Origin of the sequence: Mesoplasma grammopterae ATCC 49580 (assembly GCF_000701525.1) — a bacterium.
GTDB classification, from domain to species: domain Bacteria; phylum Bacillota_I; class Bacilli_A; order Mycoplasmatales; family Mycoplasmataceae; genus Mesoplasma; species Mesoplasma grammopterae.
The window spans coordinates 55,129-76,063 of sequence record NZ_JNJC01000001.1 but is presented as its reverse complement, the minus strand read 5'-3'; the positions used below and the strand labels follow the sequence as shown (position 1 = coordinate 76,063).

19 protein-coding genes and 1 tRNA gene are annotated in these 20,935 nt (G+C 27.5%); all 20 read left to right on the top strand.

Going from position 1 to position 20,935, the window contains the following annotated elements; genetic code table 4:
- The first annotated feature begins 32 nt into the window (after window positions 1-32).
- The 20 genes from T314_RS0100360 to T314_RS0100265 all read left to right on the top strand — a co-directional run bounded on the left by T314_RS0100360 (window position 33) and on the right by T314_RS0100265 (window position 20,905).
- Window positions 33-1,652, top strand: a complete 1,620-nt coding sequence (locus tag T314_RS0100360) for an alpha,alpha-phosphotrehalase (protein WP_029511699.1) — start codon at window positions 33-35, stop codon at window positions 1,650-1,652.
- 5 nt (window positions 1,653-1,657) lie between these two features.
- Window positions 1,658-2,011: a hypothetical protein gene (locus T314_RS0100355; protein WP_029511698.1), complete on the top strand. Its 354-nt coding sequence runs from the start codon at window positions 1,658-1,660 to the stop codon at window positions 2,009-2,011.
- A 15-nt stretch (window positions 2,012-2,026) separates the two neighbouring features.
- The gene (locus tag T314_RS0100350; RefSeq protein WP_029511697.1) at window positions 2,027-2,962 is read left to right on the top strand and encodes an ROK family protein; all 936 of its coding nucleotides are present in this window, start codon (window positions 2,027-2,029) and stop codon (window positions 2,960-2,962) included.
- A 244-nt stretch (window positions 2,963-3,206) separates the two neighbouring features.
- Window positions 3,207-5,867 carry a magnesium-translocating P-type ATPase gene (gene mgtA, locus T314_RS0100345; protein WP_029511696.1) on the top strand — a complete coding sequence of 887 codons (2,661 nt, stop codon included), beginning with the start codon at window positions 3,207-3,209 and terminating at the stop codon, window positions 5,865-5,867.
- A gap of 54 nt (window positions 5,868-5,921) precedes the next feature.
- Window positions 5,922-6,341, top strand: coding sequence for a tRNA (adenosine(37)-N6)-threonylcarbamoyltransferase complex ATPase subunit type 1 TsaE (tsaE, locus tag T314_RS0100340; RefSeq protein WP_029511695.1), 420 nt, complete (start codon window positions 5,922-5,924; stop codon window positions 6,339-6,341).
- A gap of 1 nt (window position 6,342) precedes the next feature.
- Window positions 6,343-6,909 carry a tRNA (adenosine(37)-N6)-threonylcarbamoyltransferase complex dimerization subunit type 1 TsaB gene (gene tsaB, locus T314_RS0100335; protein ID WP_029511694.1) on the top strand — a complete coding sequence of 189 codons (567 nt, stop codon included), beginning with the start codon at window positions 6,343-6,345 and terminating at the stop codon, window positions 6,907-6,909.
- Window positions 6,910-7,000: 91 nt separating this feature from the next.
- Entirely contained in the window at window positions 7,001-7,453 is a 453-nt protein-coding gene (gene rplM / locus T314_RS0100330) for a 50S ribosomal protein L13 (RefSeq protein WP_023025963.1), read from the top strand.
- Window positions 7,453-7,848 carry a 30S ribosomal protein S9 gene (gene rpsI, locus T314_RS0100325; RefSeq protein WP_011183390.1) on the top strand — a complete coding sequence of 132 codons (396 nt, stop codon included), beginning with the start codon at window positions 7,453-7,455 and terminating at the stop codon, window positions 7,846-7,848. Before rplM ends, rpsI begins: the two co-directional genes overlap by 1 nt.
- 112 nt (window positions 7,849-7,960) lie before the next feature.
- Window positions 7,961-8,037, top strand: a tRNA-Ile gene (locus tag T314_RS0100320).
- Between the two features lie 95 nt (window positions 8,038-8,132).
- Window positions 8,133-10,538 carry a leucine--tRNA ligase gene (leuS, locus tag T314_RS0100315; RefSeq protein ID WP_029511693.1) on the top strand — a complete coding sequence of 802 codons (2,406 nt, stop codon included), beginning with the start codon at window positions 8,133-8,135 and terminating at the stop codon, window positions 10,536-10,538.
- 80 nt (window positions 10,539-10,618) lie between these two features.
- The gene (locus T314_RS0100310) at window positions 10,619-12,283 is read left to right on the top strand and encodes a hypothetical protein (RefSeq protein ID WP_029511692.1); all 1,665 of its coding nucleotides are present in this window, start codon (window positions 10,619-10,621) and stop codon (window positions 12,281-12,283) included.
- A 114-nt stretch (window positions 12,284-12,397) separates the two neighbouring features.
- Window positions 12,398-13,342, top strand: coding sequence for a DHH family phosphoesterase (locus T314_RS0100305; RefSeq protein WP_036237377.1), 945 nt, complete (start codon window positions 12,398-12,400; stop codon window positions 13,340-13,342).
- Between the two features lie 41 nt (window positions 13,343-13,383).
- Window positions 13,384-13,788, top strand: a complete 405-nt coding sequence (locus T314_RS0100300) for a PH domain-containing protein (RefSeq protein WP_029511690.1) — start codon at window positions 13,384-13,386, stop codon at window positions 13,786-13,788.
- A 10-nt stretch (window positions 13,789-13,798) separates the two neighbouring features.
- Window positions 13,799-14,752 (top strand): tRNA (adenosine(37)-N6)-threonylcarbamoyltransferase complex transferase subunit TsaD, encoded by a 954-nt coding sequence (gene tsaD / locus T314_RS0100295; protein WP_029511689.1) that lies wholly within the window; start codon window positions 13,799-13,801, stop codon window positions 14,750-14,752.
- A 66-nt stretch (window positions 14,753-14,818) separates the two neighbouring features.
- Window positions 14,819-15,601: a MurR/RpiR family transcriptional regulator gene (locus T314_RS0100290; RefSeq protein ID WP_029511688.1), complete on the top strand. Its 783-nt coding sequence runs from the start codon at window positions 14,819-14,821 to the stop codon at window positions 15,599-15,601.
- Between the two features lie 12 nt (window positions 15,602-15,613).
- The gene (locus tag T314_RS0100285) at window positions 15,614-16,762 is read left to right on the top strand and encodes an alpha/beta hydrolase family protein (protein ID WP_029511687.1); all 1,149 of its coding nucleotides are present in this window, start codon (window positions 15,614-15,616) and stop codon (window positions 16,760-16,762) included.
- Window positions 16,763-17,611, top strand: a complete 849-nt coding sequence (locus T314_RS0100280) for a Cof-type HAD-IIB family hydrolase (protein ID WP_011183379.1) — start codon at window positions 16,763-16,765, stop codon at window positions 17,609-17,611.
- 4 nt (window positions 17,612-17,615) lie between these two features.
- Entirely contained in the window at window positions 17,616-18,980 is a 1,365-nt protein-coding gene (gene asnS, locus T314_RS0100275) for an asparagine--tRNA ligase (RefSeq protein ID WP_029511686.1), read from the top strand.
- 92 nt (window positions 18,981-19,072) lie between these two features.
- A complete protein-coding gene (gene ffh, locus T314_RS0100270) occupies window positions 19,073-20,425 on the top strand; it encodes a signal recognition particle protein (protein WP_011183377.1) in 1,353 nt (450 codons plus the stop codon).
- A gap of 12 nt (window positions 20,426-20,437) precedes the next feature.
- Window positions 20,438-20,905, top strand: a complete 468-nt coding sequence (locus tag T314_RS0100265) for a 23S rRNA (pseudouridine(1915)-N(3))-methyltransferase RlmH (RefSeq protein WP_029511685.1) — start codon at window positions 20,438-20,440, stop codon at window positions 20,903-20,905.
- The last annotated feature ends 30 nt before the right edge of the window (window positions 20,906-20,935 follow it).

The following is a 20,935-nucleotide window of genomic DNA, read 5'->3' as shown; positions in this document are numbered from 1 at the left end:
TTAAAATAAAACTAAATAGAAAAAGGGAAAAAATGAGAAATGAAGTAATTTATCAGATATTCCCTTTAACTTTTTCTGATGGTAAGAAAAAAGGTAAAGGAAATATCAAAGGTATAATAAATAAATTAGATTATTTAAAAAGTTTAGGCATAACTAGAATATGAATATCACCCTTTACAAAATCACCTTTTAAAGATAGTGGTTATGATGTTTCAGATTATTGTGGAATAAATGAAGAATTTGGTACTATGGAAGAAGCAGAAATTCTTATATCTGAAGCAAAGAAAAGAAATTTAACAATTGTTTTAGATATAGTTTTCAATCATACTTCTGACCAACACGAATGATTTAAAAAAGCGTTAGCAGGTAATGAAAAATATATGAATTATTATATTTTTAAAGATCCAGTCAATGGCAAAGAACCAACTAATTGAAAAAGTAAAATGGGTGGTTTAAGTTGAGAATTCGTGCCTAATCTAAATAAATACTATTTACATTTATTTACAAAAGAACAACCAGATTTAAATTGAGAAAATCCAGAAGTTAGAAATGAACTAATTAATATATTGAAGTTTTGAAAAGATAAAGGTATTAGCGGTTTCAGACTTGATGTTTGTAATCTTTATAGCAAACCCACATTATTTGAAAATGATGAAATTGGAGATGGAAGAAGATTCTATACTGATGGAGCAAAAGTTGAAGAGTACTTTAATTTGATGCATAATGAAGTTTTTGGAACTAATAATGAAATATTTACAGTTGGTGAAGTTTCATCAACTACTAAAGAAAAATCAGCTAAATATGCTAAGGTAGGAAATAATGAACTTGACTCAGTTTTTACATTCTTACATCTAAAAGTCGATTATGAAAATAGTGATAAATGAACAAATATAAAGCCTGATTTAAACTTCTTTTGAAAATTACAAAAAGAATGACAAGAATATTATCAATTAGAAAATTCTACTTTAGCTTTATTTATGAATAATCATGATCAACCAAGAGCTGTTTCAAGATTTGGGAATGTAGATAAATATTGATATGAAAGTGCAACTTCTATTTTTGCATTTACTTCATTAATGCGTGGAGTTCCATTCATTTATCAAGGTGAAGAAATTGGTATGACAAATTTAACTTTTAATAATCTTAATGAATTTAAAGATATTGAATCAATTGGAAATGCTAATGATTTATTAAAAATAAAATCAGAAGAAGAAGTACTTGATATTTTAAGAATTAAATCAAGAGACAATGCAAGAAGTGTTATGCAATGAAATGATAAATTCAATGCTGGATTTTCAGAAAAAGAAAATATAAATTTATTTGTTAATAAAAATTACAAAACGATCAATGTTAAAAACCAATTAAATGATGATAAATCTGTTTTAAATTTTTATAAAAAAGTAATTAATTTAAGATTAAACGAAGAAGTATTTAATGATGGAACAATAAACTTTTTTGAAGACCAGGATTATGCATATTCTAGAAAATTAAAAGATAAAGAAATAATTATATTAACAAACTGAACAACTGAAAATAAATTGATAAAATTAAAACTAGATAGCAATAATTGAAAAATAATTTTAAATAATTATGAAGATTTTAGTTTTGATTCTTTAAAACCTTATCAAGTAATAGCTATCGAAAGGAAATAAAAACAATGAGATATAATGACCGTGAAAAAGCAAAATTTTCGCTTAATTCAAGTATTGCAGTTTTCATTGTTTCAACTTTACTTTTTATAATTAGTTGTATTTATATTGGTGTTGTAAAACAGTTTCCTTTTTGATGAATATTACCTTGTATAGTTTTCATCCAAACTATAGTAAGTGCATTGTACTGCTGACAAGCTATATATAAGATTGATATATATGGAAGTTATTTAAATGAAAAATCAATGAAAACAATGTTTGTATTAATAATATTTGAGCTATTAACACTAAATGTTTTTGCTTTCATGTATGGAATTTACACATATAGAAAAATTTATTTAAGTACAAGACACATATTATAAAATTAGGAGAATAAAATGATACTAAATATTGATTTAGGTGGAAATTCAGCTAAATGCGCACTTATTGAAAACTTTGAAATAAAAAGTAAGTTTTTTGTTGAAACACCAAAATTTGAAATAATTGAAAATTTAAAGAAAATGATAGATATTTATTTTAAAGAAAATGGTTATAAATGAGAAAATATTGAAGCAATATCTTTTTCTGTACCTGGTGCATACGATAAAAAAACTGAAATTATTGTTTTTGCAGGGAATTTAAATTGATGAAACTATCCTCTTTTAAAAGAAGCAAGAAGAATATTCAATTTTGAAAAAATATTTATTTTAAATGATGCCAATGCTGCAACTTATGGTGAATGAAAAAAAGGTCAAGATGGTATACCAGAATCTATGATGCTATTCACTTTAGGAACTGGAGTTGGTCATGGTTTAATTTTAAATAAACAAATTTGAGAAGGAACTAAAAAAGGATACGCAAGTGAAGGTGGCCATGGTGGTTGTTTCGCTGATGAAGAGTTACTTTGCTCATGTGGTGTTTATGGCTGTTTAGAAGCAAGAAGTAGTGCCACAGGTATAGAACGTGAACTTAATAAAGCTGATAATAAAAATTACATTGAATCAAAATTTGGAAAAGAATTTAAGACAATCAAAATTATTGATATTGTCGAATTATTTAATAACGAAGATCCTGTTATTATAAACATTTTCAAAGAGTGTTTAATGCCTTTATCAAAAGCTGTTGGATATTTACAAACTGTTTTAGACGTTGATAAAGTAATCATTGGTGGTGGCCCTTCAAATTTAGGCGAAAGAATATCTGAAATAATTTTCGAGAATTTAAAAAAATATACTTTAAAATCATTTTATGAAGATATGGTTATAGAAATAGCTAAACTTGGTAATGACGCAGGAATTTGAGGAGCTTATTACTGAGCTATAGAAAATATTTAATAATAAAGAACAAACGTCAAGCTAAAGTTAATGCTTGCCGTTTTTTTTGATGTCTATAATAAATTCAAATTTTATGCATTTTACTTTTTATGCTATAATCTATAAGAAATGAAAGAGGTGATTTTATGAGTATTCCATCCCAGAGTTTATTTAATGGATTAAATTTTATTGAGAGTGCTTTTAAATCACTAATTTTTAATCGTTAAAATTTTAGTATTTAGGCATTCATAGAAAAGGAAAATTTATGAAAAGACTAAAGAAATTAATCAATAATACAAAAATTGAATTAATCAATTACGTAGACTCTGATAATAATAAATTACTAAAACAATTTGAAATAAATAGTTTTGGTTTAAACAACGAACAAGTTGAAATAAATAGAGAAAAATTTGGTGGGAAAGAATTAAAACCAGCAAGATTTAATGTTTTTCTTGTATTTGTTAAATCATTTTTTTCACCATTTAATATTATTTTAATGGCAATAGATGCATTTAACTTTTATGAATATATTAGTGATCCAAATACATTTTCACTTGTGGCTGCTGTCATTGTGCTAATTATGATATTAGCTAGTGGAACAATGGCATTCATTCAAGAAATCAGATCTCATTTAGTTATTAAAAAAATGATAACTGAGAATAAAAAAACATCAAAAGTTATAAGAAATATTTCATACAACTATAAATCAGTAGATAACGCTAATTCAATTAGATTGATCAAAGAAGCTGAAGTTATTGAAAATGATGAATTAGTTCCAGGAGATGTTATCTATTTAGTCAATGGAGATATTATTCCAGCTGATGTTAGAATTATTTGATCAAATAATTTATATGTTAACCAATCATCTTTAACTGGTGAAAGTTTCCCAGTACAAAAAAAAGATTCACATGATAAAGAATTTGAATCTCATTTAAGTTATGAAAACATTGGTTACATGGGAACAGAAGTTATGTCAGGTAGTGGATTAGCCATTGTAGTTGCTACAGGGCAAAATACTTATTTCTCATTAATCGATAACAAAGTTAAAGAAAAAAGAAAAAGTTCTTCATTTGAAAAAGGAATTAAAAGAATTACATTATACCTAATTGCCTTTATGGTTGCTGTTATACCTGTTGTTTTACTTATTTCTGGATTACAACAAAATGATTGAGTTAAGGGAGCAATGTTTACTATAGCTATTGCTGTAGGTATAACACCAGAAATGTTACCAATTATCGTAACCTCAAACTTAACTAGAGGATACAAACAAATTGAAAAAAATGGTGAAATGATTGTTAAAAATTTAAATTCAGTACAAAACATAGGTGCCATTGACATTTTATGTACTGACAAAACAGGAACTATTACAAGTGGTGAAATTAGTTTAAATAAAGTAACTGGAGTTAACGGTGAAAAATCAGAATTTTTAGAAAATGTTTTATATCTAAATAGTTATTTCCAATCAGGATTCCAAAATCCTATTGATAGTGCTGTTTTGTCATCAAAAATTAAAAAACCTGATGTTGATGACTATACAAAAGAATGAGAAATACCTTTTGACTTTGAAAGAAAAATCTTATCTGTAATTTTAACTAGTAAAAAAGATAAAGAAATTTTTACAAAAGGTGCGGTAGAAGAAGTTTTAAAAGTATGTAATAGAATTTCAATTAATGGAAAAATAGAAAAATTAGATGCTAAGTTAAAGAAAATGATTTTGAAAAAAACTCATGAATTAAACATTGATGGTTACCGAGTAATTGGTATAGCTCATAATGTTTTACAAGATGAAGACGTTGAAGAAGAACTAATTTTTTATGGATTTGGTACTTTCTTTGATAAACCTAAAAAGACTTCAAAAAAATTAATTAAAAATTTAGCATCAAAAGGAATATCAACAAAAGTTCTTACTGGTGATAATGAAATTATTACAAGAGCAATCTGTAAAAATGTCGATTTTGAAATTACTAAACTATTTTCTGGTGCAGAAATTGAAACTATGGATGATAGACAATTACACAAAGCTGTTGTTGAAGCAAATGTATTCGTAAAATTATCACCAATTCATAAATCAACAATTATTGCAGCGTTACAAGCGCAAGGTCATGTAGTTGGTTTCATGGGAGACGGAATTAATGATGCTCCCGTTCTTAGAGAATCTGATGTAGCTATTTCATTTAGTGAAGCATCAAATATTGCTCAAGACGCAGCTGATATGATCTTAACAAGTGAATCATTAATGGCTATTGAAAACGCTGTTATTGAAGGACGTAAGAGTTTGGCTAATATGCTTAAATACATTAAAGTAACAGTTGCATCAAACTTTGGTAACGTTATATCTGTTATTGTTGCATTGTTCTTAACAAAAGAAGAACCAATGTTAGCATTACATCTGTTGTTACAAAATTTACTATATGACTTTGTAATGTTTGCTTTAGTTTTTGATAATGTAGATGAAGAGTTTTTACAAAAACCTAGACCATTTACAACCAAAAATATAATATGATTTGCAGTTATAAATGGACCTATAAGCTCTATATTCGATATTTCAACATTCTTAGTTTTAATATTTGGATACAAATTAGTGCCATTCCAAGGAAGTGTACCTGAAGGAAGTACTAATGCAATGCAATTCCATGCTTCTTGATTCGTTGTTGGATTAATGACTCAAACAGCTGTAATGCAAGTATATAGAACTGAAAAAACACCATTTATTCAATCTAAATGTTCAATGTCAATGTTAATAGCAACTATTGTGATTTGTTTAGCTGCTATATTGATTCCATTTACGCCAATTAATCAATTGGTTCAAATGTCAACACCACACTGATCATTTATATTTGTAGCATTGGGATTTGTTGGAACTTATATAGTTTTAGCACAATTAGTTAAAAAACTATACATCAAAAAATTTAAAGAATGATTATAAATACCTTTAATAGGTATTTTTTTATATAATTTAATAATGAAAGAAGTGATTTTAATGATTATTAAAAATATTAATGAAACTAAAGAACTAGCCATTAAAATCGCTGATGAGCTAAAAAGAGTTATGGGTGAAGTTTATTTATTATTAACAGGGGATCTTGGCGCAGGTAAAACAACTTTAACTAAGCAATTAATTAAATCATTGGGAGTTGAAGAAAATGTAACATCCCCAACTTTTAATATTTTGAATCAATATGAAACTACAAATAACTTGGTTATAAATCATATGGATGCATATAGACTAGATAAACAATCAAATATTGAAATGTTTTTAGAAGAATTTGATAACAATATTAATATCATTGAATGATGAACAAATTTAAATTATGACTTTGATGAATTTAAAAATATAAAAATTGAAATATTAGTAATTGATGAAACTACTAGAGAAATTAAAATAGAAAGAAATTATTAGGATGAAATTATTTATAGATACATGTAATTGAAAATTAGTTTTATTGCTAAAAAAAGATGATCAGATAATGGACAGTCTAATATTGCCTGACACTAAAAAGGTTAGTGATATAGCATTATCTACTATCACTAAGTTATTAAGCAAAAATAATTTAAAAATTAATGATATTGATGAATTTTATTTAACTAATGGTCCTGGTAGTTATACAGGTGTTAGAGTTGGACTAACAATTGTTAAAACTTTAAAAACTTTAAACAATAGAATTAAAGTCTATTTATTAAATTCATTAGCATTTCAAGCAGCAAATGATCAAGCTATTTCAATATTAGATGCTAGAGGAAATAAATACTATATTGGAGTATATGAAAACCAAAAGCCTTTAATAGAAGAAACAGTTGTTAACTTATCTGAATTAGATGATATTAAAAAAACTTATTCTAACTTTTTAATTAAAGAAGATAATCAGTCTTTAGATTATATTCAAACATTTAACTTATTAGAAAAAAACTTCAAATTGATTGATGAAATTGAAGAAATTTTACCTTTATATATAAAAAATTTCATTTAGGAATTTAAATTTTAAAGCAAATGTATTATAATATTTTTGCTTACTACATTTATAAGACCCCGGACAAGTCAAATAAGAGGAGAAAAAGCACATGAAACAAACAACATTAATTGCTGCAAAAGACATCAAGAAAAATTGATATATCGTTGATGCAGCAGGACAAAATGTGGGGAGATTATCTACAGAAGTAGCTAGAATCTTAAGAGGTAAACATAAAGTTGACTTCACACCTCACATGAATAATGGTGATCACGTTATCATCATTAACGCTGAACAAGTATTATTTACTGGTAAAAAAGAATCAGATAAAACATACTACCACCACTCAATGCACCCAGGTGGACTAAGAAGAAGAACTGTAGCAGTTCAAAGAGAATTAGACGCAACTAAAATTTTAGAACGTTCAATTCGTTTGATGTTACCAAAAAATGTACAAGGAAGAAATCAATTTAGAGCATTACACGTATTCGTTGGTGAAAACCACCCTTATGCAGCTCAAAAACCAGAAGTTTTAACATTTGTAAAAAAAGGAGATAACAAATAATGGCAGAAAAAGTTATTTATAGAGGAACTGGAAGAAGAAAAACTTCTGTAGCTCAAGTTATCTTAACTCCTGGAAAAGGAAACATCATTGTTAATGGTGTTCCTGCATTAGAATTCTTCCCATATCCAACATTAGTTCAAGACTTAGAACAACCACTTGTAGCAACTGGAACAGAAAAAGATTTTGATATCACTGTTACAGTTAAAGGTGGAGGATTTACTGGTCAAGCTGGAGCAACTCGTTTAGGGATTGCTAGAGCATTATTAGTAGCTAGTGAAGATTACCGTAAAGGGTTAAGAGCTGTTGGGTTACTAACACGTGATGCACGTATTAAAGAACGTAAAAAATACGGTCTTCGTGGAGCACGTAGAGCACCTCAATACTCAAAACGTTAATCATATATTTTCAGCAATATATATTTAAAAGATGGCTTAGGCTGTCTTTTTTATTTTTTATTCGTTTTTCTATTGACTTAACATTCTAAAAATAATACAATATTTTTGTTTTCGGAATATAGCTCAGCTGGTTAGAGCACTCCGCTGATAACGGAGAGGTCGTTGGTTCAAGTCCAATTATTCCGACCATTAGATATCACAAGTAATAATCATTTGATTATTACTTTTTTTATTTTTTAAAAATAGTAAAATTAATAATAGTTTATATTTACAAGGAGTTTAAAATGGAATTTTCACATAAAGCAATTGAGAAAAAATGAAAAAAATATTGAGAAGAAAATAATACAAATAAAACAACTAATGCATCTGATAAAAAATCATATGTATTGGATATGTTCCCATACCCAAGTGGAGCTGGTATTCATGTTGGTCATGTTAAAGGTTATACTGCAACTGATGTTTTTTCTCGTTATAAAAGAATGAATGGATATGATGTTTTACATCCAATGGGTTGAGATGCATTTGGATTACCAGCAGAACAATATGCATTAAAAACAGGTAATGACCCAATTGATTTCACTTTAGAAAATATTAAAACATTTAAACGCCAATTAAAAATGATGGGATTTAGTTATGACTTTGATAAAGAAATATCAACAGCTAATCCAAACTATTATAAAATAACACAATGAATATTTAATCAATTATATAAAAAAGGTTTAGCAGAAAATCGTGACGTTGAAGTTAACTGATGTCAAGAATTAGGAACTGTTTTAGCTAATGATGAAATTATTGAAAAAGATGGATTAATGGTTAGTGAACGTGGAGAGCATCCTGTGACTAAACGTAAAATGCGTCAATGAGTTTTAAAAATTACAGAATATGCTGATCGTTTATTAGAAGGATTAGATGAACTAGAATGAAATAGTTCAATTAAAGACTTACAAAGAAATTGAATTGGTAAATCAACTGGTGTTGAATTAGACTTTTTAGTTAATGATATTAAAGTTCCAGTCTTTACAACTAGAATTGATACTATTTATGGAGTTAGTTATATTGTTTTAGCTCCAGAACATGAAGAAGTATTAAATATTACAACTCCAGAACAATTAAAAGAAGTACAAACATATATTGAATTAGCAAAAAACAAATCAGAGATTGATCGTAAAGATGAATCAAAACCAAAAACTGGAGTTTTCACTGGAAGGTATGCAACTAATCCGCACACTAATGAGTTAGTTCAAGTTTGAGTTAGTGATTATGTATTAGCTAATTATGGAACTGGTGCTGTTATGGCAGTTCCTGCTCACGATAAAAGAGATTGAGAATTTGCAACTAAATTTAATTTAGAGAAAAAATTTGTTATTGAAAACAAAACTGATGAAAAGGCTTTTGTTGGAGAAGATAAAATTATCAACTCAGATATTTTAAATGGGATGTATAAAAAACAAGCTATTCAAACAATGACAAAAATTGCTGTTGAACAAGGTTGAGGAAGAGAACAAACAAACTATAAATTAAGAGATTGATTATTCTCACGTCAAAGATTTTATGGTGAACCTTTCCCAGTCTTATATGGACCAAATCAAGAAATAACATTAATAGAAGATTTACCAGTTGAATTACCAAGAATTACAAATATTAAACCAAGTGGTACTGGAGAATCACCATTAGCCAATGTTGAAGAATGAGTTAATGTAGAAATTGATGGTGTTAAATATAGAAGAGAAACAAACACAATGCCTCAATCCGCAGGTTCAAGTTGATATTACTTAGCTTATATCTTAGCTGATGGAGAAAATGAATTTATTGACATCGATAGTGCAGAAGCTAAAAAGCGTTTTGAAAAATGAATGCCAGTTGATTTATATGTTGGTGGACAAGAACATGCTGTTGGTCATTTACTATATGCAAGATTCTGAAACTATGTATTATATGATCTAGGAATTACTTCAGTTAAAGAACCATTTAAACAATTATTTAATCAAGGAATGATTTTAGGACCGGATGGTAGAAAAATGTCTAAGTCATGAGGTAATGTAATTAACCCTGATGATATTGTTTCAACACATGGTGCTGATAGTTTAAGATTATATGAAATGTTTATGGGACCATTAGATGCTTCATTACCTTGAAGTGAAGATGGATTAGATTCTGCTTTAAAATGAATTCATAGAGCCTATAGAATGGTTATAGCTACTGAATTAACTGATGTAAATGATACTAAACTAGATTTTGTTTATAATGATGTAGTTAAAAATGTAAGTGAAATGATTGAATCATTAAAATTTAACACAGCAATATCACAATTAATGATATTTGTTAACGCAATTTATAAACATGAAGGACCAGTATATCGTCCTTATATTGAAGGATTTGTAAAAATGTTAAGTATCTATGCTCCTTTTATTGGAGAAGAATTATGAGAAAAACTAGGGCATGCTCCTTCAATTACAAAAGAATCTTGACCAGTCTTTGATCCAAGTAAATTAGTTTCCAACACAGTAGTAATTGCATTACAAATTAATGGTAAATTAAGAGCAACTATTGAAGTGGAAAAAGGAACTATTAAAGATAAATTATTAGAATTAGCTAAGAAACATGAAAATATTGTTAGTTATATTAAAGATAAAGAAATTATTAAAGAAATTGCTGTAGTCGATAGAATTGTTAACATTGTAATTAAATAAGGGTACAAAAAAACACAAAATCAGTATTGATACTGATTTTTTTGTTATAATATTTTAGTTAAAAGAAAGGAATAGAGAAAATGAGAAAAACAGTGAGATTAGTTATTTTATTACTGGTTGTTGCAGTTATTTACTTTGGTTACTCAGCTTGAATTGATTCAGTTGCTATTTACAATGTGGGTGCTGCTCAATTAGGATCATCAGTTTGAAACACAAAAGTTGCTGAAATTCTTGATTATATTGCAAATAATAATTTAGGGTTTACAAATTCAGAAACTTTAGTTACTTGAATGAAAGAAAATGGATTTGCAGATTTTATTTCAGCTCAAGGTAATAATTCATCAAACTTTCCATCAAAAATGTTAGATGTAATTTCGCCTTCAGCTTTAGCAAATGTTGAATTTATTGAAAAATTAACAGCATTAACAAATGGTGAATATGTATTGTCAGGATTTATGGCAGCAAACTCATTATTAAAAACATTATTGGATCCATTCAAAATGATTTTAGTTGGGGGAGTATTTGCAATGTTCGTACCATTAACAAAACAATTATTATTTGGAACAGTTATTGGAATGAAATCATACATGAAAAACCGTCAATCAAACGTTTTATACAACTACCAAAAAACAATTTCATTTACTGAAGATTTACAAGTTAAATTGGCAGAAGGAAACTTTGATGCAGTTAAAGCTGATTATGCAGCATATTCAGGATTAGCATTTAAACCAGAATTCTTAAACATTATGATGGATGAAATTTGTTCAGTACTTATCAGAGAGGGAGACTTAACAGTATTTGCTGAATCAGCAAAAGTTGTTACAGAATCAATCAAAGAAATGTATGAAAAAGAAAGAAGACGTTCAATTAATGGTCGTGGAGATGAATTATTCTTCGACTTAAAACGTGGATATGAATACTGTGCAACAGGTTCAAAATACTCAATCGCTTACCACAAAGCATTACAAGACAAAGCAGATAACAATTTAGGATGAAAAATTTATAGTTTAGAAATCTTCAAATTCAACTTCTTCTTAGTTGCAATGTTTGTACCAGCAATTATTATTTCTGCATTTGTTGGAGGATTAATCAATGGATTAGTTTCTAATTTAACAGGTGATGTTAGAACATTGGCTGTAGCAGCTACATTCTTCATTTCTTGAGTAATTTTAACTATTATTGCTCATTCATTAATGATCTTCAGAAATGAACAATACAAAAACATCAAAAATATTTTAGTTAAACCAGCTATTATTTTCTACTCATTATACGTATTAACTTTCATTACAATTTCAGCAGGAATTGTTGGTGTATCAAAAGTTAACATCGTTGCTCCAGGATCATCAGCTCAAATTTGAGTTTGATTCTCAGCAGTAGCTTACTTAGTATTATCAACAAGTTTAATATTCTATGTAATCGCTACATTAGTAGATAGCTTTAAACAACACAAAACATTATCTAAAAAATTATTAGTTGATGGAATCATTTTACCAATGATCGCATGAACTGTCGCTACTGTTTCAAACTTCATGGCTTTATATGGACCAGATGGAAATAGCTTACAAAGCATTTTCGCAGCAATCAATGGAGTTACTTTAGTTGGATTCTGAATTTATTTATCAATTTCAAGTTTCTTAATCAACAACTTAATTTCACCAAACATGGCTAGAGAATTACGTAAAGCAGTTGAAGCAGATGCATTAAAAAATGCAAAAGCAAAAAAATCTACAAAAGCAGCTAAATAATTAGTTCTTTAGATTAATAAAAAATTAGTAATTCCGTAAGGGATTGCTTTTTTTATTGTAAAATAAAATGTTCTATCAAATAGTTGGTAAAATATTAATAATATAAGGAGAATTATGACAATTTATAAACAAATAAAAGAAATTATTGAAAAATATGACAAGATAATTATTTTAAGACATATTGTTCCAGATGGAGATGCTTATGGTTCACAATTAGGATTAAAAGAATTAATTAAAACAAATTATCCAAATAAGCAAGTTTACGCATTTGGTGAAGAAATTGGGTATTTAAAACACGCTGGAACACCCGATGTTTTCACAAATGAAGCAATATTTAAAGATGCATTAGTTATTGTAACTGATTGTGGTAATGTCGAAAGAATTGATAATCAAAATTATGATAAAGGTGCATTTTTACTAAAAATTGATCACCACCCAGATGCAACACCATATGGAGATCTATCATGAGTTGATGTAAATTATACAAGTGCAAGTGAAATGGTTGGAGATTTAGCTGTTAATAATAACTGAGAAATAACACCAGTTGCTGCTAGAGTTATTTATCATGGAATTTGTACAGACAGTGGAAGATTTTTATTTGGTGGTATTACGCCAAGAACTTTTGAAGTATGTGCTAGATTAATTGAAACAGGTTTTGATGTGTTTGAAATGTATAAAACTATGTACAAACGTTCATTCCCAGTTTTAGCTTTACAATCAGAATTAATAGCATCAGCTAAAGTAACTGATCACAAAGTTGGATATATCATCTTACAATATGAATTAATGAAAAAATATAATTTAAGTTATGATGAAAATGGAAAATTTTCAAACTTATTAAAAGACTTAGAAGGAATTGACATTTGAATTACATTCTCAATTAGAGAGGATGGAAAATGAAGAGTTGAATTCCGTTCAAATGGTATTGCTGTTAATGAATTAGCTGTTAAATGAGGTGGAGGTGGTCACAAAATGGCTGCTGGAGCAATCATTAACAACTTAGATGAAGCAATGCAAATTGTTGAAGACGCAAATCAAATAATAATTGATAATGAATAGACCACATATAATGTGGTTTTTTTATTTGTTATAATCTATTTATGGACAACAAAGAATACTTAAGTAAATTAGAAATTTACAATTTTGACAAATATGAATTAATAAATAAAAAAGAATTTCAAGAAGTTGAAAAATATTTTTTATCTGAAGAATTCGTTATAGATATTATTGTGGGAGAAATAAATGCTTTTGCTCATATGGTTTTACTAACAAACAAGAGGCTATTTACAATAAGTAAATTTATTCAAACAGCAAGTCAAATTAAGCAATATGGATTAGAACAAATACAAGATGTAAAATTAGGCGTACTTGGTGATATTGCTGATCTGACTATGATTTTCAAAAGTGGAATTATATTTAAAGTAGACTATTTACATACACAAGATGCACAAAAATTTGGTTATAACATTTCAAAAATGTATGAAGAATTTATTAAATCGTTATAAGGAGAAAACAATGAAAATATTAGCTATTGAATCAAGTTGTGATGAATTTTCAATTTCAATTATTAAAGATGGAACAATATTAACTAATATTATTTCTTCTCAAATAGAACAACATGTTAAATTTGGTGGTGTTGTACCTGAATTAGCTGCAAGATTACATTTGGAAAATATATCTTGAGTAATCAAATCTGCGCTTGAATCTTCAAATACAAAAATTGAAGAAATTGATCATGTTGCATATACTGAAAAACCTGGTTTAATAGGTTCTTTAATCATAGGTAAATTAGTTGCTGAAACTATCGCTAGTTATATTGATAAACCATTAATGCCATTACATCATATTGAAGGTCACATTTATGGAGCATCAATTGAAAATGATTTTGTTTATCCAGTACTAGCTATGGTTGTTAGTGGAGGACATACGCAAATTGAAATCGTTAACTCACCTAATGGATTTGAGGTAATTGGTGCAACACTTGATGATGCTATTGGTGAATGTTATGACAAGGTAGCTAGAGTAATGGGATTAGGCTATCCTGGTGGACCAAAAATTGACAAATTGGCTCAAAAAGGAAATAAAGAAGCTTTTATATTTCCTATATCTAAAAATGATGATAGTTATGACTTTTCATATTCAGGTTTAAAAACAGCAGTCATTAATATTATTCATAATTTAACTCAAAAAGGTGAGGAAATACCGGTTGCAGATATTGCTGCAAGTTTTCAATATGCAGCTACAAAAATTGTTGAAAAAAAACTAGAAAAAGCAATTATTCAGTTTAAGCCAAAAACATTAACAGTAGCTGGTGGTGTTAGTGCTAATAGTGAAATTAGAAACATAATAATATCATTGGGTAAAAAATATAATATAACAAACACATTTGTTCCAAAGATGGAATATTGCACAGATAATGCAGCAATGATAGCGAAATTAGCGTACGAAAAGTTGAAAAGTAGTAATTAATTTCCAAAAATGATAAAATATAATAAATAAATATGCAAAAATGCATAATTTTACAACGGAGGAAATATGAGATCTTTTTTAGCAAAACTTTCAACAATTGAGAAAAATAATTTAACTACACGTGAATTAATTATTGTTGATTACATTAAAAGCAATTCAAAACAAATAGTAGAAGAAAATATTAAAATTGATGAATTAGCAAGACGTGCAAAAACAGGGTTTAGTGCAATTTATAATTTATTGAAAAAAATGAATATTGATGGATATCGAGATTTCATGATTTGTTTAGCAAATGACGTTGAACATGCAGAATTAAATATTGCAAAAAATGATGAAAACGTAGCTAATGGATATATCAATTTAATTAAACAAAATTACACTTTAATTAAAAAAGCTAATTTAGTTAAAACAATTAATTTAATTGATTCATCACCAAGAATTGTTATTTGTTACTGAGAAGGTGTATTAAGAGGACCAGCAATGGATCTTTCTAACTTTTTCTATAACCAAGGTGTTAATGTAACATTATTAGATTCAGATTGAGACTCAATCAATAATAGAATTAAAAATACACAAACAAATGATTTATACATATTCTTAACAAAATATGGAACTTCTACACACTTATCAAAAGTTATAGAAGCAATAAGAAAACAAAAAGGTAAATCAATTTTTATTTCAGGTAAAGTGCCTTCAAAAGAAGTTGAAGAAAATGCCAGTTTAGTGCATACATTAATTGTTGATGGTGTTGAAATAAATGATGATAATGTTTTAATTTCAAAATCATTACCTTTCCATTACTTTAATGATTTATTAATTTACCATTACTTAAATAGTGAGAAAAAATAAGGAGATTAATATATGTCCAAAGTAAAGAAAAAAAATAATAAAAAATTCAGATCTAGATTAGGTAGCAAAATTTTTAAAACTGTTAACCTTAGATTTAAATTTTTTTATAAAGCTTTAGAAGGAACAATGGGAGATTCTAATAAGAATAAATACTATTATCCTGAATTAAGACGTATGAATAAAATCATGCGTAAGTTTTATAAAACACCACAACTACAATTAAAAGCAACTGATAATTTAATCCCTTTTAATTTTGAAACAGAAGATGGAGTAGTTATTTCAGGAATGAAGTACATAACTGATCCTAATTCTAAAAAATGAGTTGTATCATTACACTGATTTGCTGGACATAAATATTGAGCTTTATACGAAGCAAGACCATTCATTGAACTAGGATATAACATTTTAGTTTTTGATTTTAGAAATCACGGTGAATCTGAAAGTACTGAATATGTAACTATGGGTGCTAGTGAAGTTAAAGACTTTAGAGCAGCAATGAAATGATTACATGAAAACCACAAACCAGAAACAATTGGTTTAGTTGGAATGAGTATGGGTGGATTTACAATGCAATATGGTATTGTAAAATATAACAAAGAATTTTCTAAATATAATATTAAATGAGCAATTTCAGACTCATATTATGGAAGCATTAAAACATTATTAGTGCATACAAGAAATGTTTGATTAAAAAACTTAGTAAGTTACAAAAGAGTTGGTAAATCTATTAATAGAATTATTAAAAACCAAATTCAAGATACTGATTTAGATTGAAATGATTTAGATGTATTTAAATACTATGAATCAGATTTAAAGATGATATTCCCAATGTTTTTCTTGCATTGTAGAAATGATAATGTAACACCATTTGATGATTCAATGAGATTATTTGTTAAAAGAACAATTCATTCAAGAGATGATGAAATTTTAATTTATGACTATTCATCGCATTGTTTATCTTTAAAACATCATTATTATCAAACAGTTTATCGATGATTAGTTTTTGAAAACAAAATAATGAAAGATGACGAAGCAACTGAGAGAGCTTTAAAAAATTTAGGTATTAACTCTGAAATTATTGATAATAATTTCTTAGAAAAATATGAAGTTAATACTTTCTATGTAAATTCAACAAAAAATAGAAAAAAGGAAAATAAATAAATGAAGTTAACTAATATTAAATTGATTGCAACAGATTTAGATGGAACAATTTTAGAGCATGGAAAAATATCAAATCCATTTGATTTAGAAATGTTAAAAAAAGTATCAGAACAAGGTGTTCATGTAGCTGTTGTTACGGGTCAAGGTTGATCAAGTGGTTCAGTAAGAGCAAAAATGTTTGATGTTGATAAACATTCTGATGTTTCTATTTTTTCAAACGGATCTGTTATTTCAACAGTATCAAAATTTGAACCAACATATTGCGAAACAATCGATATTGAATTAGTTAAAGAATTTATGCAAAAAATGTTTGAAATGAACATTCCAACATTAGCATATACAAAAGTTCCTGCACATGCATATTGAAATAAAATTGATATTAATGTTAAGTCATTAAAAGAAAGAAATTGAGTTGATAAATATGATGTTGAACCAATTGATGTGTCAACATTTAATAACTATCAAGACGTTATTCAGTTTATGATTTTTGTTGAGGAAAAAGAAGAAGCTGCAATGTTAGAATGATTTGAAAAAACTGATAAAAATAAAGTGTTAAACAAAATGAGAAGTAATGTTGAATCAACACCAATTTATGAGTTTATTAACATTGAGGCAAGTAAAGGTAATGGTGTATTAAAATTAGCAGAATTACTAAATATTAAACTTGATGAAATATTAATCTTTGGTGATAATATGAATGACATAAGCATGTTTGAAGTTGTTCCAAATTCAGTTGCTATGGGAAACTCAGTACCAGCAATTAAAAAAATAGCAAAATTTGAAACTGATACAAACCTTAATGGTGGAGTTGGTAAATTTATAGAAAAATATGTATTAAAAGGAGAATAAAAATATGGATATTAAATTTTTATATGATAACCATGAAACTTTAAAAGAACAAAAAGTAACAATCGTTGGTAGAATTAGATCAAATCGTCAGGGAAAAGCAGTTAGCTTTATGGTTTTAAATGACGGAACTGTTTTAAATGACTTACAAGTTGTTTATAAACCAGAAACAATTGGTTTTGAAGAAGGAAGTAAAGCAAGAGTTAGTTCAATTGTTGAAATTGAAGGTATTTTAATTCCTACACCAACAAGACCACAACCTTTTGAAATTAATGCAACTTCAATTACTCTACTTGATCAAGCAATTGAAGAGTATCCATTACAAAAAAAAGAACATTCTTCTGAATTTTTAAGAGAAATCTCTCACTTAAGAGCTAGAACAAAAACATTTCAAGCAATCTTTAGAATTCGCTCAACAGCTGCTTTTGCAGTTCATAAATTCTTTCAAGAAAATAACTATGTTTATGTAACAACACCAATCATAACTTCAAATGATGCTGAAGGTGCTGGTGAACAATTCATAGTTACAGTTAATGAAGATAAAGATTATGCAAATGACTTTTTTGGTAAAAAAGCTAGTTTAACAGTTTCAGGACAATTAAATGGTGAAGCATTTGCTCAAGCATTTAAAAATATCTATACTTTTGGACCAACATTCAGAGCTGAAAACTCACACACAACAAAACATGCTTCAGAATTTTGAATGATAGAACCAGAAGTTGCTTTTGCAGATATTAATGATAACATTCAATTAATGCAAGATATGTTAAAAAGTGTTGTTGGTTATGTTTTAGAAAAAAACATGACTGAATTAGAATTTTTACAAGAACAATTAGAACCTGGTTTAATTGATAAAATAACAGGAATTGTTAATGCTGAATTCAAAGTTAATACTTATGAAGAAGTTTTAAAAACATTACAAAATGCTATTGATAACGGACATAAATTTGAAGAAAACAATATTCATTTTGGTTTAGATTTAGGTACAGAACACGAAAGATTTATTTGTGAAGAAGTTAACAAATGCCCAACATTTGTTATTAACTATCCAAAAGATATTAAATCATTTTATATGAAACAAAATGATGATGGTAAAACAGTTGCAGCTGTAGACTTACTAGTTCCAGGAATTGGTGAATTATGTGGTGGAAGTGAACGTGAAGCTAACTTAGATAAGATTCTTGAAAGATGTGAGTTCTATGGAATTAATCCTGAAGAATTAGACTGATACATTGGATTAAGAAAATATGGATTCTACAAATCTGCTGGATTTGGTTTAGGGTTTGAAAGATTAATTATGTACATTACAGGTGCTTCAAACATTAGAGATGTTATTCCATTCCCAAGAACGCCTAAAACATTATTGTATTAATATATAAATATATTCAAAAATGCCTTACGGCATTTTTATTTTGAATATTAAGTTTGGTATAATAAATAAAGATTAAAACTGGAGGTATGAATATGGCATTTGGAGATTTTTTAACTAAACGAATGAAAAAATCAATGGAGAAAAATATCAAAAAATCTACATTGACTGATGAAAACATTCAAGAAACACTTCGTGAGATACGCTTAGCTTTATTAGAAGCTGACGTTAACGTTGAAGTTGTCAAAGAATTAATAAGTAAAATAAAAGAAAAAACAGTTGGTGAATATATTCAAGAAGGTGTTACTTCACACCAACAAATGTTGAAAATTGTTCATGAAGAATTAATTGATATTTTAGGAACTGAAAAAGCACCTTTAAATCTTTCTAAAAAACCTTCTGTTGTTATGATGGTTGGGTTACAAGGATCAGGGAAAACTACTTCATCATCTAAACTAGCTCACTATTTAGCAAAAAAAGAAGCTAAAAAGCCTTTACTAGTTGGTTTAGATATTTATAGACCAGGGGCCATTGACCAATTGGTTGAATTAGGAAATAAAAATAACATACCAGTTTTTGAACAAGGAAAACAATCACCTTTAAAAACTGCTAAGCAAGCATTAGAATTTGCTGAAAAAAATGGACATGATGTTGTTATTTTAGATACAGCAGGTCGTTTACAAATTGATAAAGATTTAATGAATGAATTAAATGACTTAAGAAAGATTACCTCACCAAATGAAACTTTATTAGTTGTTGATGGAATGATCGGTCAAGAAATTATCAATGTAACTAATGAATTTAACAATCAATTAAAATTAACAGGGGTTATTGTAACTAAATTAGACGGTGATGCTCGTGGGGGAGCTACATTATCAATTAGATACATGACTAAATTACCAATTAAATTTATTGGTGAAGGAGAAGGGGTTTCAGCTCTTGCTCCGTTCTATCCAAAAAGAATGGCTGATAGAATTCTTGGAATGGGAGATATTGAAACTCTTTTTGAAAAAGTTGTTGATAATATTGATGAACGTTCAATGCAAAAAACTATGAAACGTATGTTCATGGGACAATTTGATTTAGAAGATTTAAGAAACCAATTAGTTCAAGTCTCTAAAATGGGTAACATTGGCGGAATTATGAAAATGATGCCAAATGCTAAAATATCAGATAATCAAATTTCAGATGCACAAAGAAAATTAGTTGTATTCTCAATTTTAATGGACTCAATGACATTAAAAGAAAGAAGAGAACCTAAACTGTTAAAATCACTTACGAGAAAAAATAGAATTATTAGTGGTTCAGGTCGTACAGAAAAAGAATTAAATGAGTTAATTAACTCATTTGAAAAAGGTAAAAAACAAGTTCTTGAAATGGCTAAAATGATGAAAAGCGGACGTATGCCAGGAATGCCTGGAATGGGTAAAGGAGGATTTGGTTTTTAATCAAATCTCATCATGAATATCAAAATAGTTTGTTTTGGTAAATTAGATAAGAAATTCTTTATTGATTCATTTAATGAATATGCAAATAGAATATCAAAGTATGCTAATTTACAAGTTATTGAACTTAAAGAAGAATACCAAAAAGAAGATGTAGTAAATAAAAACATTAATTCAGATTTATTAATGGATAAATTAAAAACATTTTCTGATCATGAAATAATTTGTATGGATGTAAGTTCTAAAAATTATTCAACAGAAGAGTTTATGTCAATCATTGAAAATAATAAAAATTTAAAGCAAGCAAAAATTGTTTTTGTAATAGGGCCAAGTGATGGTTTTAGTGATAAATTTTTACAACAAAATTATAAAAAAGTTTCTTTTGGTAACATTACATTACCACATCAATTATTTAGAATTATTTTAGCTGAACAAATATATCGTGCATTTAAAATAATGAATAATGAAAAATATCATAAATAATTTTTTGAATATGTCACACTTAATTGTTAT